Annotated in this window: 11 protein-coding genes and 1 tRNA gene; 4 read left to right on the forward strand and 8 right to left on the reverse strand. The window is 65.7% G+C overall.

From position 1 onward, the window contains the following. Positions 1–68: 68 nt before the first annotated feature. Together RSD66_RS08060 and RSD66_RS08065 are read left to right on the forward strand one after the other, a co-directional pair. Positions 69–2,822, forward strand: a complete 2,754-nt coding sequence (locus RSD66_RS08060) for a valine--tRNA ligase (RefSeq protein WP_415287234.1) — start codon at positions 69–71, stop codon at positions 2,820–2,822. Positions 2,823–2,826: 4 nt separating this feature from the next. After that, a complete protein-coding gene (locus RSD66_RS08065) occupies positions 2,827–3,552 on the forward strand; it encodes a TlyA family RNA methyltransferase (RefSeq protein ID WP_415287235.1) in 726 nt (241 codons plus the stop codon). A 73-nt stretch (positions 3,553–3,625) separates the two neighbouring features. On the opposite strand, the gene RSD66_RS08070 is transcribed toward RSD66_RS08065, so the two are convergent. Then, positions 3,626–4,279 (reverse strand): glycine zipper 2TM domain-containing protein, encoded by a 654-nt coding sequence (locus RSD66_RS08070; protein ID WP_415287236.1) that lies wholly within the window; start codon positions 4,277–4,279, stop codon positions 3,626–3,628. Positions 4,280–4,436: 157 nt separating this feature from the next. Between RSD66_RS08070 and RSD66_RS08075 the strand changes: the two genes are divergently transcribed. Then, positions 4,437–5,678 (forward strand): class I SAM-dependent RNA methyltransferase, encoded by a 1,242-nt coding sequence (locus RSD66_RS08075; RefSeq protein WP_415289578.1) that lies wholly within the window; start codon positions 4,437–4,439, stop codon positions 5,676–5,678. Here RSD66_RS08075 and RSD66_RS08080 read toward each other — a convergent pair whose 3' ends face one another. The 4 genes from RSD66_RS08080 to RSD66_RS08095 all read right to left on the reverse strand — a co-directional run bounded on the left by RSD66_RS08080 (position 5,679) and on the right by RSD66_RS08095 (position 13,192). Then, positions 5,679–6,755: a PA0069 family radical SAM protein gene (locus RSD66_RS08080; protein WP_415287238.1), complete on the reverse strand. Its 1,077-nt coding sequence runs from the start codon at positions 6,753–6,755 to the stop codon at positions 5,679–5,681. An 86-nt stretch (positions 6,756–6,841) separates the two neighbouring features. Continuing rightward, on the reverse strand, positions 6,842–11,080 hold the full coding sequence (locus tag RSD66_RS08085; protein ID WP_415287239.1) for a translocation/assembly module TamB domain-containing protein: 4,239 nt from the start codon (positions 11,078–11,080) through the stop codon (positions 6,842–6,844). Then, on the reverse strand, positions 11,077–12,864 hold the full coding sequence (locus RSD66_RS08090; RefSeq protein ID WP_415287240.1) for an autotransporter assembly complex protein TamA: 1,788 nt from the start codon (positions 12,862–12,864) through the stop codon (positions 11,077–11,079). The genes RSD66_RS08085 and RSD66_RS08090 overlap by 4 nt, the downstream gene beginning before the upstream one ends. A 55-nt stretch (positions 12,865–12,919) precedes the next feature. Further along, complete coding sequence (locus RSD66_RS08095; protein ID WP_024352914.1) at positions 12,920–13,192, reverse strand: hypothetical protein; 273 nt, start codon at positions 13,190–13,192, stop codon at positions 12,920–12,922. A 240-nt stretch (positions 13,193–13,432) separates the two neighbouring features. Here RSD66_RS08095 and RSD66_RS08100 point away from each other — a divergent pair. Next, positions 13,433–13,509: transfer RNA gene (locus RSD66_RS08100), tRNA-Lys, on the forward strand. An 88-nt stretch (positions 13,510–13,597) separates the two neighbouring features. On the opposite strand, the gene RSD66_RS08105 is transcribed toward RSD66_RS08100, so the two are convergent. The 3 genes from RSD66_RS08105 to RSD66_RS08115 are packed head-to-tail and all read right to left on the reverse strand — an operon-like array spanning position 13,598 to position 16,130. Continuing rightward, on the reverse strand, positions 13,598–14,737 hold the full coding sequence (locus RSD66_RS08105) for a hybrid sensor histidine kinase/response regulator (protein ID WP_346522819.1): 1,140 nt from the start codon (positions 14,735–14,737) through the stop codon (positions 13,598–13,600). Then, complete coding sequence (locus RSD66_RS08110; RefSeq protein ID WP_024352912.1) at positions 14,734–15,309, reverse strand: chemotaxis protein CheB; 576 nt, start codon at positions 15,307–15,309, stop codon at positions 14,734–14,736. The genes RSD66_RS08105 and RSD66_RS08110 overlap by 4 nt, the downstream gene beginning before the upstream one ends. After that, positions 15,306–16,130 (reverse strand): CheR family methyltransferase, encoded by an 825-nt coding sequence (locus RSD66_RS08115; RefSeq protein WP_024352911.1) that lies wholly within the window; start codon positions 16,128–16,130, stop codon positions 15,306–15,308. Before RSD66_RS08115 ends, RSD66_RS08110 begins: the two co-directional genes overlap by 4 nt. Positions 16,131–16,138: the final 8 nt, after the last annotated feature.

The raw sequence follows: 16,138 nt of genomic DNA on the forward strand, positions 1-16,138 counted from the left end.
CTTTACCGAAGAATTCCAGCCCCGATCAGCGGCGTATTCGCGCGACGCCGCGGGGAAACGAGATGACCATGCTTGAGAAGACGTTCGAACCCAAGGCCGCCGAGCCGCGCATCTACGCCCAGTGGGAGGACAGCGGCCTGTTCGTCCCGCGCGCGGCCAAGCCCACAGACGGCGCCGCCGACGCCTATTCGATCGTCATTCCGCCGCCGAACGTAACGGGCAGCCTGCACATCGGCCACGCCCTGAACAACACGCTTCAGGACATCCTGGCCCGTTATCACCGTATGAAGGGCAAGGCCGTCCTGTGGCTGCCGGGCACCGACCACGCGGGCATCGCCACCCAGATGGTGGTCGAGCGCAAGCTGGCGGCCGAGGGCAACATCGGCCGCCGGAACATGGGCCGCGACGCCTTCATCGAGAAGGTGTGGGAGTGGAAGGCCGAATCCGGCGGGACCATCGTGCGCCAACTGCGCCGTCTGGGCTCGTCGTGCGACTGGTCGCGCGAACGCTTTACCCTGGACGAGGGGCTGAACGCCGCCGTCCGCAAGGTCTTCGTGCAACTGCACAAGGACGGCCTGATCTATCGCGACAAGCGTCTGGTGAACTGGGACCCGCATTTCCAGACCGCCATCAGCGACCTTGAGGTCGAGCAGAAGGAGGTCGACGGCGCCTATTGGCACTTCGCTTATCGTCTGTCGGACGGCGTGACCTATCAGCACCCGGTCGCCTTCGACGAGGACGGCAAGGCGACGGAGTTCGAGACGCGCGACTTCATCGTCGTCGCCACGACCCGGCCGGAGACCATGCTGGGCGACACCGGCGTGGCCGTTCACCCGGAGGACGAGCGCTACAAGGGTCTGGTCGGCAGGTTCGTGACCCTGCCGATCACCGGCCGTCGCATTCCGATCGTCGCCGATGACTATGCCGATCCGACCAAAGGTTCTGGCGCGGTGAAGATCACGCCTGCCCACGATTTCAATGACTTCGGGGTCGGAAAGCGTGCAAGACTTGAAGCCCTGAACGTCATGGACGCCTTCGGTCGCATCACCGCCGCCGACACGCCGGACGTGCCCGCAGAATACGAGGGCATGGAGCGCTTCGCCGCTCGCAAGGCCGTCGTCGCCCGCGCCGAGGAAGAGGGCTGGCTGCGCGAGATCGAGAAGACCAGGCACATGGTCCCGCACGGCGACCGCTCTGGCGTCGTCATCGAGCCATGGATGACGGACCAGTGGTACGTCGACGCCAAGGTCATGGCCCAGCCTGCCCTGAAGGCGGTCGAGGACGGCGCGACCGTCTTCGAGCCGAAGTCCTATGAGAAGATCTACTTCGAATGGCTGCGCAACATCGAGCCGTGGTGCATTTCGCGCCAGTTGTGGTGGGGGCACCGCATCCCGGCCTGGTACGGCCCGAATGGCGAAATCTACGTCGCCGAAACGGAAGAGGACGCCCGCGAACAGGCACTGTCGGACTATGATTCCGAGGTCGTGCTGACCCAGGATGAGGACGTTCTGGACACCTGGTTCAGTTCCGCCCTGTGGCCCTTCTCGACCATGGGCTGGCCGGAGAAGACCGAAGATCTGGAGCGCTTCTATCCGACCAGCGATCTGGTTACGGCGGCGGACATCATCTTCTTCTGGGTCGCCCGGATGATGATGATGGGGATGCACTTCATGGACGGCGAAGTGCCGTTCAAGCGCGTCATCATCAATGGTCTGGTCCGCGACGAGAAGGGCCAGAAGATGTCGAAGTCCAAGGGCAACGTCATCGACCCGCTGAACATCATCGACGAACTGGGCGCCGACCCCCTGCGCTTCACCATGGCCATCCTGTCGGGCACGCGCGACATCAAGTTGTCGAAGCAGCGCATTGAAGGCTATCGCAATTTCGGCACCAAGCTGTGGAACGCCGCACGCTTCAGCCAGATGAACGAGGCGCGCCGTGTCGAGGGCTTCGACCCTGCGACCGTGCAGCAGACGATCAACCGCTGGATCCGCGGCGAACTGACCAAGGCCGAGCGCCAGGTGTCGGACGCCATCGAAGGCGGCCGTTTCGACGATGCGGCGGGCGCGCTTTACCGCTTCATCTGGAATGTCTTCTGCGACTGGTATCTGGAGCTGGCCAAACCCGTGTTCAACGGTTCGGACGAAGCCGCCAAGGCCGAGACGCGCGCCATGACCGCCTGGACCATCGACCAGACGCTGAAGCTGCTGCACCCGGTCATGCCCTACATCACCGAGGAGTTGTGGGGGGAACTGGGCAAGGAAGGCGCTGCCCGTGATTCTGGCCGCGACGGCCTGCTGATGGGCGAGACCTGGCCCGTGCTGCCGGACGCCTTTGTCGATGCCTCGGCCGAGGCCGAGATCGGCTGGCTGGTCGATCTGATCGGTGAGATCCGCGCTCTGCGGGCCGAGATGAACGTGCCGCCGTCGGCCAAACCGCCGCTGGCCTTCGTCGCCCCGGACGCCGCCACGGCTGAACGCATCGCGCGCCACCGCGACCTGATCCTGACCCTGGGCCGCGTGTCCGAGTTGGCCGTGGTCGAGGCCGCGCCGGCCGGGGCCGTGACCTTCGTTTCGGGCGGGGCGACGGTCGCCCTGTCGTTGGCGGGCATCATCGACCTCGCCGCCGAGCGCGCGCGCCTCGAGAAAGAAATCGCCGCCTTCGACGCTGACATCGGCCATGTGAACAAGAAGCTGGGCAACCCCAACTTCGTGTCGCGTGCGGCGGCGGAAGTCGTCGATGAACAGCGCGCCAAACTGGCTGAAGCGGAGGAGGGCAAGGCCCGCCTGCAGGCCGCGTTGAAGCGGCTGGAATCCCTGTAAGGGCGTGAGGATCGACCAGCTTCTTGTCGCGCGGGGCGTCTTTGACAGTCGCGCCCGCGCCCGCGCCGCCATTGAGGCGGGGTTGGTGAAAGCCGACAGCCGCACGGTCGCCAAGCCGTCGGAAAAGTTCGCCGAGGACGCCGTCATCCAGGCCGAGGCCGCCCATCGCTGGGTCGGACGCGGCGCGCTGAAGCTTGAGCGAGCGCTGGACCTGTGGCCGGTCGCGGTCGAGGGGCGGGTCGTGCTCGACGTCGGCGCCTCGACTGGCGGCTTCACCGAGGTCTGTCTGGATCGCGGCGCGGCTCGAATCTTCGCCGTCGATGTCGGCACGGGACAGCTTCACCCGACAGTCGCCGCCGATCCGCGCGTTGTGAATCTGGAAAAGACGGACGCCCGCGATCTGACGCCCGCCATCATCACTGATGCGCCGTCCCTGATCGTCTGCGACGCCAGCTTCATCAGTCTGGCGAAGGTATTGCCCGCCGCCCTTGATCTGGCGGCTTCGGGGGCGGACCTGATTACTCTGGTGAAGCCTCAATTCGAGGCGGAGGGCCCCAAGGCGGTCGGCAAGAAGGGCGTGGTCAAGGACCCCGAGGCGCATGCCGCAGCCGTGGCCCGCGTGCGCGACTGGCTGGAAGCTGGCGGCTGGAGCGTGCGTGAGGTCGCCGACAGTCCGATCACCGGCGGCGAGGGCAATGTCGAGTTCCTGCTCTGGGCGCAAAAGCCCTGAACTGAAACGATTTGAGGGCCGCCGGATCGCCGGCGGCCCTCTTCACATCGTCGATTGACAGGGGGGCTGAAACTTAATCGACGACGCGATAACGGCCCGATTGATCCATGCAGGTGCGCACGTAGCGCGTCTCCATGCGACCGTCGGGAAGACGAATGTTGCTCTCGGCCAGGCGGCACTGATCGGCGTCGCGGGGCGCAGAGGCGTAGGTGTCGGGATAGTCCCGATAGTAGTCATAGCTGTCGCGGCGGTCGTCATAACGACGGTCATAGGCGCGATTGTCATAGCTGCGGCTGTCGTAACCCCGGTTGTCATAACCATAGGCCGGCGGGACATACGTCCCCTGATAGCCGTAGTCGGCGTCGCGGCGAGCGCGGCTGTCGCAGGCGGCCGAGCTGTTGCCCACGCCTGCGCCGATCGCGGCGCCCAGAACCCCGCCCAGGGCGCTGCCTTCGGTACGGCGGCCGCGCGCGGCCATCTGGGACCCGGCGATGGCGCCGATGGCGGCGCCCAGAACACCGCCGGTCGTGGCGCGCTGACGTTGATCGCGGACGCAGGGGTCGTAATAGGGTCCCTGGCTGTAGCCGTTGGCGCCGTAACCATAGGCAGGCGGATAGTCGTAGCCGTAGCTCTGGGCCGAGGCGACGCCGGGCAGGGCGACGGCAGAGGCGCAGGCCAGGGCGGCGATGGCGGCGGCCGAGGCTTTTTTCGAGATGAGAGCGATCATCGTTTCTGTTCCTTCGACGGATGCCGCACCTGAACGGATCAGGCCGCCGTCTGTTGCAGCCATTGATAGGACGGCGAAGCTGAACGGCTTTTGAGCGCTTCGTTCATCTTCGTTCATGTTTCGATTTCCGCGCAGATGTCGCTAGAAGGCGCGCATGATGCAGACGCTGACCATCGCCCGCATGGGCCATCAGGGCGACGGGATCGCCGACACCGCCGACGGCCCGGTCTTCGTGCCGGGCGCCTTGCCGGGCGAGGTGGTCGCCGCCGAGGTCAAGGACGGCCGGGCCGAGCGCTTCGACCTGATCGAGGCCAGCCCTGATCGGCGCCCGATCCACTCGCAGACCTATGCCGAATGCGGCGTGGCGCCGCTGCAGCACTGGGCCGAGGAACCCTATCTGGCTTGGAAGCGCGAGGTGGTCATCCAGATGCTGGCGCGTGAGGGATTGGAGACTGAAGTCGAGGCGGCCGTGGCTACGCCGCTGGGCAGTCGTCGGCGCCTGGCGTTGCACGCGCGCAAGGCGCCGGACGGGCGGGTCATCCTCGGGTTCAAGGCGCGCAAGTCGTGGCGCGTGGTCGAACTGACCGACTGTCCATTGTCGGATCCGCAGCTGACTGCGGCTCTGCCCGCCCTGGCGAAAGTCGCCGCGCCCTTGCTGGGGCATCCGAAATCGGCGCCGACCCTGCATGTCACCCTGACCGATAGCGGTCTGGATGTTGACGTGACCGGCGTTGAGAAGCGGTCAGGCGGCCTGAACGGAGATCAACTGGCGCTGGCCATCGGGGCGGCGGCCGAAGCGGATCTGGCGCGGCTCAGTCTGGATGGCGACACGCTGGTCATGGCGCGCCAGCCGCGCGTGCGGTTCGGGCGCGCCTCTGTACCCCTGCCGCCGGGCGCCTTCCTGCAGGCGTCGCCCGATGCGGAAGCCGCGATGGTCGCGCGCGCGGTTGCGGCGGTGAAAGGGGCCAAGAAGGTCGCCGATCTGTTCTGTGGGGCCGGCACATTCACCTTCCCGCTGGCCGAGGTCGCGAGCGTGACCGCCGCCGATTCTGCTGCTTCTTCCATCGCCGCCCTGAAGGCAGGCGTGAGCACGGCTCAGGGTCTGAAGGGGATTGAGGCTCAGGCGCGCGATCTGTTCCGCCGTCCGTTGTCGCCTTATGACCTCAAGGGCTGCGAGGCTATCGTCATGGACCCGCCGCGCGCAGGCGCACTAGAGCAGACGCAGCAATTGCCGGGGACCAAGGCCTCAGTCATTGTCGGGGTGTCGTGCAATCCCCAGACTTTCGCCCGCGATGCGCGGGTGCTGGTCGACGCCGGTTTCCAGCTGGAGAACGTCACGCCGATTGATCAATTCATCTGGTCGACGCACATCGAACTGGTCGGCGTGTTCCGGCGCTGATCAGGACGCCAGATCGAACAGGTCCAGTTGAGGTCGGGCGTCTGCCGGGACGCGGAACTGGGTCACGTCCAGAGACTGCCGCGGGGCGTCCAGTCCATAGCGTTTGACCGCCGCTTTGAAGCGCGCGGCGATCAGCTCGGCGACCGGGCCGGTTCCCTTCATCCGTTGCGACCAGTCGGGATCATAGTCCTTGCCGCCGCGCGTCTGGCGGATCAGGGACATGACGCGCGCCGCGCGATCAGGGCGGGCGTCGGCCAGCCATTCGCGGAACAGGTCTTTGATCTCCAGCGGCAGGCGCAGGGTCACGTACATGGCCGAGGTCGCACCGGCCTTCTGAGCCGCCTCCAGCACCGCTTCCAGCTCATGATCATTCAGACCGGGGATGACGGGAGCGAAGCCGACGCCGACGGGACAGCCCGCGTCGGCCAGACGGCTGATCGCCTCCAGCCGTTTGGCAGGGGTTGACGCGCGCGGCTCCATCGCCCGCGCCAGCTTGCGGTCCAATGTGGTGATGGAGACGAAGGCGGAGGCCTGGCCTCTCCGTCCCATATCGCCCAGGATGTCGGCGTCGCGCGCGATCAGCACCGATTTGGTGATGATGCTGAAGGGATGGTTGAACCGTTGCATCACCTCAAGGATCGAGCGGGTAGAACATGTTTCGCGCTCGACCGGCTGATAGGGGTCGGTGTTGCCCCCTATGTGGATGCGCCGACAGACGTACCGGGGCTTTGAGAGTTCCTGTTCCAACAGACGCGCGGCGTCCGGCTTGAAGAAGATCCGGCTCTCGAAATCCAGGCCCGGGGATAGGCCCATCCAGGCATGGGACGGACGGGCGTAGCAGTAGATGCAGCCATGTTCGCAGCCCTTATAGGGGTTGATGGAGCGATCGAAGCCGACGTCGGGACTCGTATTTTTGGCGATGATGGTGCGGGCGCGTTCCGGGGACAGAGTCGTGCGAAGCGGAGGAACCGCCTCGTCCTGATCCGTCCAGCCGTCGTCATAAGCCTCGCGCCGATCGGCTTCATACCGACCCGAGGCGTTGGAGCGTGCGCCGCGTCCGTTGATCGCCTTACTCATGGCCGCAGGATGCGGGACCGATGAGAACAAATCAAGAACAAAAATAGCGCCGAGAGCCAGGCGCGTCGATCGCGCTCTTGCTCAGATCAGCGCCGTGCTGAGGCGTTAGGCCTGCGGTCGCGCCGGTCGCCGCCAGGGCGCGGGCCCTCGCGACGCCAGCGCACGGACAGGGAGGTGTCGCCTTCGCCGCCGAACTTGGAAGTTACGGCGAGGTTGCGGCGGACCTGCCACTCGACGCTGACCGCCGCCCCGCGTTCGGCGCCGCCGATGACCTCTAGATAGATGTCGTCGGTGATGTAGCGGCCGCCCGCGACGGTCAGGCTGGACGCTTCGCCGCTGAAGGACAGACGATCCAGCCCAGCCAGTTCGCGCAGGTTGCCGATCACGTCGAAGCCGCCGCCGCCCGCTAGTGAAGCGACCGCCGAAGCGAGTTGCGCCGCCTCGAAGGGGGACAGTTGGGCTGCGGATCGCCCGAACAGCACCTGCGACAGGATTTCGTCCTGGGGCAGGGCGGGGGTCGAGGTCAGTTCGATCTTGGGCGCTGCGGCCGTGCCGGTGACCTTGATCACGGCGGTCAGGGCAGGGTCCTCGCGGACGGCTTCAAGGTTGAGGCGGATCCGCGACGGGTCCGTCGACAGGGTGACGGAGCCGCGATCGTCAAAGACGAAACGCTTGCCCGCGAACTCATAGTCGCCGCGCACTACATTGGCCGTGCCGGACAACTGAGGATCGGCGATCGTGCCGCGTACCCGCGCATTGGCGGCGAGTTCGACGTTCAGACCGCGACCGCGCACATAGATTTCCCGTCCGGTCAGGTTCAGGTTCAGGCCGATCCTGGGACCGCCTCGCGCCTTCTGCTCGGTTTGAACGGGGTCGCCGCCGGGACGGTTGATCTCGACCACGTCCATTTTGACGATGCCGGTGGAGCCGGGCAGGTTCGGCGAAATCTCGGCGTCGTCGATGTTCAGGTCGCCGGTCAGTTGAATGTCGCCGTTCGCGCCGCGCACTGCTGTCAGGCGGCCGTTGGCGCGGGCCTTGGCGATGTCGTTGTCGATGATGCGGAAGCGCGTCAGTTCCAGCCGCAACGTCGAGGGCGATCCCTGACGCAGGCCGATATCGCCATTGCCGGAAACCTCGCCCTTCAGTCCGTCGGTGGCCTGAAACTGTTCGATCACGGCCTGGCTGTCGTTGAAACGGCTGGCGAGGGTCACATTCTCCAGGCGCAGACCCGAGGCGCTGTCGCGGAAGGCGCCCTGCGTCATGTCCAGTCGGCCGTTCAGTCGGGGCGCGTTCAGCGTGCCCGCCAGCGTGGCTTGGCCGTTCACCTGACCGGACAGCGATTGGGCGCCGCCCAGGAACAGGTCCCAGATCGGCTGGATCTGACCGCGAATAGCCACCTGACCCGACATGTCCCGGGTCCGGGCGATGGCCAGACGCAGCGGAGCGGCCGAGGTTTCGACCGGCAGGCTGACGTCGGCTGTCGCCTGAACGGCGGTTCCGTCATGGGCCTGGGCGCGCAGGCGCAGCACGTCGCCGGTCAGGTCGGCGTTCAGCGTGCCGTCGACCGCCAGACCCCGCGGCGCGTCGATGCTGCGTAGTTGTTTCAGGTCTACATTGGCCGAGCCGCGCAGGGTGTCGCCCTGTCCCTGCATCGAGATGCGGCCGGTCACCTGACCGCGCAGATCGGGAAGCAGCGAGCCCATTTCGACATTGGTCATGTCGGCTTGAATGGATGCGCCCTGCTTGTCCTGCTTCAGTTCGCCGGTCAGGACGCCGCCGCCGACGCCCAGGTCCAGCCGCGCTACGCGGCCGTCGCCGTTGATGGCGAAGACGGCGGGCGCACGGGTGGTGAAGGCGATCTCGCGCACACGGCCGCCGCCGCGCAGGGTCAGGCTCTGGGCCGGGCCCTGGCGGGAGTATTCGCCGGAACCGTTGAACTGGACCGGATTGGCGCCGCCCACATCGGCAGCCACGGTGAAGGGCAGGCGTTCCAGCGTGCCCTGGCCTTTCAGCGACAGATTTCGCAGGGTCCAGTCCTGACCCGTCAGGCGTACGTTGCGGCCGGTGATGTCCAGCACGGCGGTCTGATCGCCCGCGCCCTCGGTCAGGCGCACCCGGCCGTTGGCCTCGCCCGAGGCCAGGAAGGCGCCTTGGCGCGCGGTGAAGGTCAGATCGGCGCTGGAGGGGAAGTTGTTTGACAAAGCCACGTCGCCCTGAGCCGTGACGCCGCCTGCGTTCACATCGACATCCGACAGACGCAGACGCGGACCGCCCAGATAGAAGTTCCCCGAGGCGCGCGCCGGTCCGTAGTTCGAGCCGGAGGTCAGCACCACGCGGCCGTCCGAGGCGTCGGCGCCCTTGCGGAAGCTGAGGATCAGATCAGCCTTGGTCAGGATCAGCCCGCCCGCAGCCACCTTGTCGAAGGCGGCGCGCAGGTCGGCGCGCGGCTGGGCCAGGGTGCCGGTCAGGGCGCCGTCGCCCGACATGGCGCCGTCGATGGCGACCGGGCCGACGCCGAAGGGACCGCGTGCGTCCCAGTCCAGGGCAAGGCGCAGTTTGGAGCCCTCGATACGCCCCTTGGCGCCTGCGCGTCCGGCGGCGCCGGTCAGTTCGCCGGTGTTGATGGAGACGACGCCGTCGTTCAGCGACCCGGCCAGTTGCAGGCGCGGCGTCGCGCCCAGAAGACGATCCAGCTCTTCCATGCCGATGGCCATGCGAGAGCCGCGCCCGTCGAAGCTGAGGACCCAGGGCGCGCCGGTCCGAGCGGACGAAGCGCGGATCGGTCCGCCAAAGGCCCCGCGTGCGCCGGGCTGAATGCGCGACAGGTCGGTCAGTTCGGCGCGACCCGTAAAGTTGAGGCCGCCGTTCAGGCTGCGTCCGCCCGAGCCGGTCAGGGTCAGGCCCTGGCCACGCGCATCGACCTTCTTCAGCAGCATGGCGCCATCGGCCATGCGGGCGCCTTCCATTTGTATGTGCGGCGTCGCGCCCAACAGGGCGCCGATGATACCGGCCGAGGAACCGCCGACCGCCCGCACGTCGGTCGTCACGTCGATACGACCCTTGTTGGCGGCGATGTTGACCGGACCCGAGATGCGCGTGGCGCGATAGGAGGCGATGTCGGCGTTCAGCAGACTGGCCGAACCTTGCAGGCTCCATACCTGAGCGTCGCCCTTGAACACGCCGGTATAGGCGGCCGGACCGGCGACCGGGCTGCCGACCAGACGGCTGAGCGACGGCGTGGTCAGTTCCAGGTTGATGCCTTCCGGCGCGGTGTTGTCCGTCGTGCGGATCAGGCCGCGCGCGCTGGATTCAATGTTGTCGGCGTACAGGCGCCAGGCCACTCCCTGATAGCCCTCGCGTTTGGAGTCCGGCGTCATGGCGAAGCCGAAGCGGGCGGTGCGGCCGATGCGCTCGACGAACGGCTCCAGCAGGTCGGAGCCCGAGAAGTCGGCATAGCCCGAAACCTTGGCGCCGTTGTCGCCATAGGTCCCTTTGACCAGCAGGGGGCGGAATTGGCCGGTCTGCACGGCCACGTCGATGACCTCGCCGTTCACCACGGCGACAGCCGAGAAGGGCTGGTCAGGCGAATAGCCCAGCGAACCGGCGATCGGCCCGCCCTGGGCCTCATTGGCACGCAGGTTGACGCGCAGGTCTTCAGGCTTGTCGCCGAAGGCGGCGGCCAGGCGAAGGTAGTCGCCCTTGCGGTTCAGGCTGTAGGCGTTGACGTTGGCGGTCTTGACGCCCTTGCGCGGAATGGCGGCGTCGCCGCTCAGCGTCCAGCGGCCGTATTCCTTGGAGAAATCCTCCATCAATTCGACATTGGCGCTGAAGCGGTCGATGTCGATGGAGATGGCTTGCGGGCCGCCCGGCTCGGTGGGCGCCTCCAGTTCCGGGCGGCGCAGCAGACGGATCTGACCCGCGCTGATTTCGGTGGCGTGAAAACGCCGCGCCAGAAGGGGCCAATAGGACCAGTCGACGCGCACATCGGTCGCTTCGAGCCAGACGCCCTTTTCGTCGGTCACGGTGACGCGTTTCAGGCGGAAATCGCTGAACAGGTCGCCCTGCAGACCTTCGACGTTGATGCGACCGTAGCGGCTGATCTTCTTGCCGGCGACGAAGCTTGTGATCAGTTCACGGCCCGGATCGGAAACCAGATACATCCGCCCGCCGACGAGGGCGACGATGACCAGCGCCAGCAGGCCCGCAGAGACGACCCCGGCGATGAAGGCGGCCAGCTGAAGCCGGGTGCGTTTGCGCTTCGCCTTTTCGGCGGGCGTGTCGGCGACGTCTGCGCCCGTTTCGTGAGGCGGAGGAGTGTCGGTCAAAACGCCTGGCCGATGCTGATGTAGAGCTGGAATCCGGAATCGCCTTCGCGCTTGTTCAGCGGGAAGGCGACGTCGGCGCGGACGGGACCGAACGGCAGCTTGTAGCGGACGCCGACCCCTGCGCCGTAACGCATGTTGCTGAAGTTCGGCGTTTCCTGAAAGCCGACGGCGCCGCCGTCGACAAAGGCGACAGCCTGGAATTTCTCGCCGATATCGCGCCGCACCTCCAGCGAGGTTTCAAACAGCGACAGGCCGCCGCGCGGACGGTTGTCCGGCAGGCGCGGGTTGATGCTCTGATAGGAATAGCCGCGCACCGAGCCGCCGCCGCCGGAATAGAACAGACGGTCGGAGGGAACCGTCAGCTCTTCGCCGCCGATGATCGAGCCGATACGGGCGCGCCCGGCCAGAACTGTCTTCGCGCCGTCCTGCAACGGCAGATAGGCGCTGGCCTGTCCCTCGGTGCGCAGGAACATGACCGTGTCCTCGCCCGTCACTGCGGTCGGCTGGGCTGAAACGGACAGGCGGTAGCCGGTCGTGGGGTTCAGCGGATCGTTGGAGCGATCCATAAAGGCGCTGCCCCGCAGGGTGACGATCGCCAGGTCCCGGTCCAGGGTGATCGGCGTCTGCGTCAGGGGATCGAAGCGGTATTCCGTATATCGCCCGGCGTCCACGCCCAGGCCGTAGCTGAACCAGGACGTCTTGCCGAGGCGCTGGGACAGGTCCGCCGCCACCGTCAGGGCGCTGCGGTCATAGGCGTCGGTCTGTTCGTTGACGATGAAGGACGACAGTTTCAGCGTCCGACCCGCGCGCCGCCAGTGGGGCTGCGACCACTCGCCGCCGATGCGACTGTCGATGCTGGCGATCCGCGCCCCGTACCGCAGCGTGTCGGCGCGGCCGAAGCGGTTGTAGCGGGTGCGGAAGATATCGACGCCGACGCCCTCGTAGGTCGAATAGCTGGCGCCTGCCTCAAGCAGGCTGACCGGCCGATCGGCCAGGGTGACGACAACCGGCCTCAAGCCGTCCGGGCGCGTATCGTCCAGCGACGACAGGGCGACGCCCACGCCGTCATAGACGCCGGTGTCCAGCAGGCGGCGCTCCAGCTCGGCGACGTCTTCTGGATCGTAACGGTCGCCTTCTTGCCAGGGGACAAGGCTCTGAATCCAATCCAGCTTGGTCGGGCCGCGTGTCCGCAGTTGGATGCCGTCCAGCCGCACCAGTTCGCCGGACGCCACATTGAAGCCTGGCTCCACCAGAAAAGTCGCATGATCCACGACGACCCGGCGGGGCTGGGCGACGGCGTCTGCATAGCCGCGACGGGTCAGGTCGGCGATCAAGCGTCCCTCAGCCGCCAGCACGTCAGCCGCTCGGCCGGGCTCGCCGGGCTTCAGCTGGATGTTCTTGATAACCGCGGCGCTGGTGTCTGCGTCCGGGGCAGGCGCGCTCCAGTTGACCTTGGCGTCTCCCAGAACGAACCGGCGGCCGGGCGTGACCTCGACGATGGCGACAGGCGTTTCCTCGCCTTCGACCTGATCCTGGACCGTGGCCTGATAATAGCCTTCAGACCGCAACAGGGCCTGCGCCGATTCCAGCGCCGCCCGCGCGCGACGACGGGCTTCAAAGCGATTGGCCGGGGCGCCGTCGACCTGACCCACCGCCTGTTCCAGCTGTCGCTTCAAATCGGCGTCGATCTCGCCGCGAATCTGGGCCCTCGGCTCGGCAGTCGCCTGTGTGGCGAAGGCGCACAGGGCCGCGGTGGCTAGAAGGAGGGGGAGCCTCGACGTCAAATCTGAACCCTGTGTGTGGTTAACACGCCGCACTTAGCCGTCTGCGCCGATGGAATCAGTAAAACAGCGTATCGCTTTCAGGCTGCACCGTCTCCTCGGAGGAGCGATGGTCGGGCGGCAGGGCTTCGACAGGCGCGGTCGGCGGCGTGTCGGGGGCTTCTGCTGCTGTCGGGGCGGCGGCGTCCTCGGCGGCGGGGGTTTCGGGTTCAACGACCGGCGCCGGGGCAGGGGCCGGTTCGTGGCGAGGCTCCTCACAGGCCGCCAGCGCAGCCATGGCGCCCAGGGCGACGGCGCCGAGCAGCAGACGCTTCGGAATGAATTGGCTCATGGAGATTCCCCCTTTCAGGGGCTGGAAACGTGAAAAAGGGGACGGAGGTTCCCGCACGCCACGGTGTTGCGTGGAATCTCTGAACGCAATCTGAACCCGAACGAGCATTGCGCCGCCTCTCCAGACCCTTTCCAGCCTGGCATATCCGGGGTGTTTGTTTTCCAACAAATTTTCCGAAATATCGGCTTGCCGGATCAGAAACTCGACCGTATGTTCCGCGCCTCTTCGCAGACGCGATGTGCGCCCCTAGCTCAGTTGGTTAGAGCATCTGACTTTTAATCAGAGGGTCCCCGGTTCGAGCCCGGGGGGGCGTACCATTTTCCACTCAAAAATCAGTAGATGTTCAGGCTGGCCTGTCGGCCTCGTGACCTGAAACGGCGCCTTGGCGAGACGCCGGTCCATATGTCACGCGCTGAGCGGCAAACGCACCGTGAAGCAGCTGCCCAGACCAGGGCCTTCGCTGACGAGATCGATCGTGCCGTCGTGCAGTTCGACCAGCTGTTTGACCAGCGCCAGGCCGATGCCCAGGCCGTCGCGGGAGCGGTCGTCGGGGCCCTTCGACTGAGCGAACAGATCAAAGATCCGGTCTTTCAGATCAGCTGAGACGCCGATGCCATTGTCGGCGACATCAATCCGGATCTGATCCTGCTCGATGTCGACGGATAGGAGTATGCGGCCCTCGCGCGGAGTGTATTTGGCGGCGTTGGCGAGCAGGTTGCTGATCACCTGGGACAGACGGGTGAAGTCGCCCTTCAGCCACACCGGCTCGGGCGGCAGGGAGATCGTCAGTTCGTGCGATGCAGCCTCGATCCTTGGGCGGCTGGTGTCGATGGCGGAGTCGATGATGCTCTGCAGGCTCACACGTTCTTGTTTGAGGGAAATCTTGCCCTGATCGATTCTGGCGACGTCCAGAAGGTCTTCGATCAGACGCGAAAGGTGGTGGGCCTGCACCTCCATGCGGGCGTGAATCACAGCCTTGCGCTCTTCGTCCGACTGGCGTTGCAGCAACTGAAGTCCGGCGTGAATCGCCATGATGGGATTGCGCAGTTCATGGCCCAGCATGGCGATGAAGTCGTTCTTGCGCCGATCAGCCTCGCGCAGGGCGTTGGCGTAGGCCTCCAGTTCATTGCGCTGGGCGAGGCTTTCCATGCGCTGGCGATACAGGTCGATGAAGACCTTGGCCTTGCTGCGCAGAATGTCCGCCTCAATCGGCTTTTGGATGAAGTCCACCGCGCCCGCTTCATAGCCCCTGAAGCGGCGCTGAAGATCGGCGCTTCCGGCGGTGACAAAGATGATGGGGATGTGGCGGGCATTGACGTTGCCGCGCATGAATTCGGCCAGTTGAAAACCGTCCATGCCGGGCATCTGAACGTCGAGCAGCGCCAGGGCGACATCATGAACCAGCAACAACTCCAGCGCCTCGTCGCCCGAACGGGCCTTGAGGCAGACCACGCCTTCGCTTTTCAGCAGAGCTTCCAGCGCCAGCAGGTTCTCCTCAAGATCGTCGACCAGCAGGAGATGAATCGGCTGTTCCGTGCTGGTCATTCTCTTTCGAGACCTTTCAGATAGTCGGCGATGCGTTCGAGCGGCAGCACGAGCGCGGCGTTGCAGGCCTGACGAGCGGCCTGAGGCATGGTCCGGGCATAGGCGGCGGTCGGGTCCTGCACCAGGGCGACGCCGCCGGCGGCGTGCACCGCCTTGAGGCCGGCTGCTCCATCATTGTTGGCGCCGGTCAGGATGACGCCGATCAAACCTTCGCCATAGGCGTCCGCGGCGCTCTCGAACAGAACGTCGATGGAGGGACGTGAGTAGTTGATCGCTTCGTCGGATGACAGGGCCAAGTCCCCGTTTTCTTCAACCAGGAGATGGTAATCGGAGGGGGCGAAGTAGACCACGCCGGAGCGGACAGGCTCCTTGTCCTCAGCTTCCTTCACCTCAAGTCCGCATTGGGCCTCGAAAAGAGGCGCCAGAACATTGCTGCGGTCGGCCGGGACGTGAAGGACGATGAAGATCGGCCAGGGGAAATCGGCAGGCAGAGCGGGCAGGAGGGCGAGCAGAGCCTGAACGCCCCCGGCGGAGGCGCCGATCACCACGGCCCGGTCCGGCGCCGAACTCATGCCTCGCGTTTCCTGTATATTTTTTCCTCGGGAACAAACTCGGAAAAGGCCGCCGCGTGGCGGGAAAAACGCAGGCTTTCCTTCGACCCCACGCCGAGAAAGCCGTGTCGCGCCAGGGATTCCCTGAAAAGGCCGACGGCGCGGTCCTGAAGTCCTCGGTCGAAATAAATCATCACATTGCGGCAGGAGATCAGCTGCATTTCCGCAAAGACGGCGTCCGTGACCAGGCTGTGATCAGAGAAGACGACGTTGGCGCGCAGTGATTTGTCGAAGACGGCTCGCCCATAGTCCGCAGTGTAGTAGTCGGAGAGTGACGATCTCCCTCCTGATTTTTGATGGTTCTCGGTGAATTTGCGGATCCTATCCAGCGGATAGATCCCAGCCTCAGCAGCTCTTAGGGCGTCAGGGTTGATGTCCGTTGCGTAGAACAGCGTACGGTCGAACAGGCCTTCCTCGCGAAACAGGATAGCCATGGAATAGAGCTCTTCGCCGGCGCTGCAGCCCGCAATCCAGACCTTCAGCGACGGATAGGTGCGCAGGTGAGGCAGGACCTGTTCTCGCAGGGCGCGGAAATAGCCGGGGTCGCGGAACATTTCGCTGACTTGAACGGTCAGGAATCCGAGCAGGCGGGGAAGCATTTCGGGATCGTGCAGCACCCGTTCCTGAAGGGCTGTCAGGCTGGGCATGTTGAAATGGCTGCGCGCCTGCAGCAGACGGCGTTTGATCGACGCCCGCGCATAGTGGCGGAAGTCGTAATGGTAGCGTTGGTACAACGCCTCCAACAGCAGGCCGATCTCAATGTCTTCTGTCTGGTGGGGCATTTCGTGGC

This window comes from Brevundimonas sp. S1H14, assembly GCF_047716865.1.
Classification (GTDB): Bacteria; Pseudomonadota; Alphaproteobacteria; order Caulobacterales; family Caulobacteraceae; genus Brevundimonas; species Brevundimonas naejangsanensis.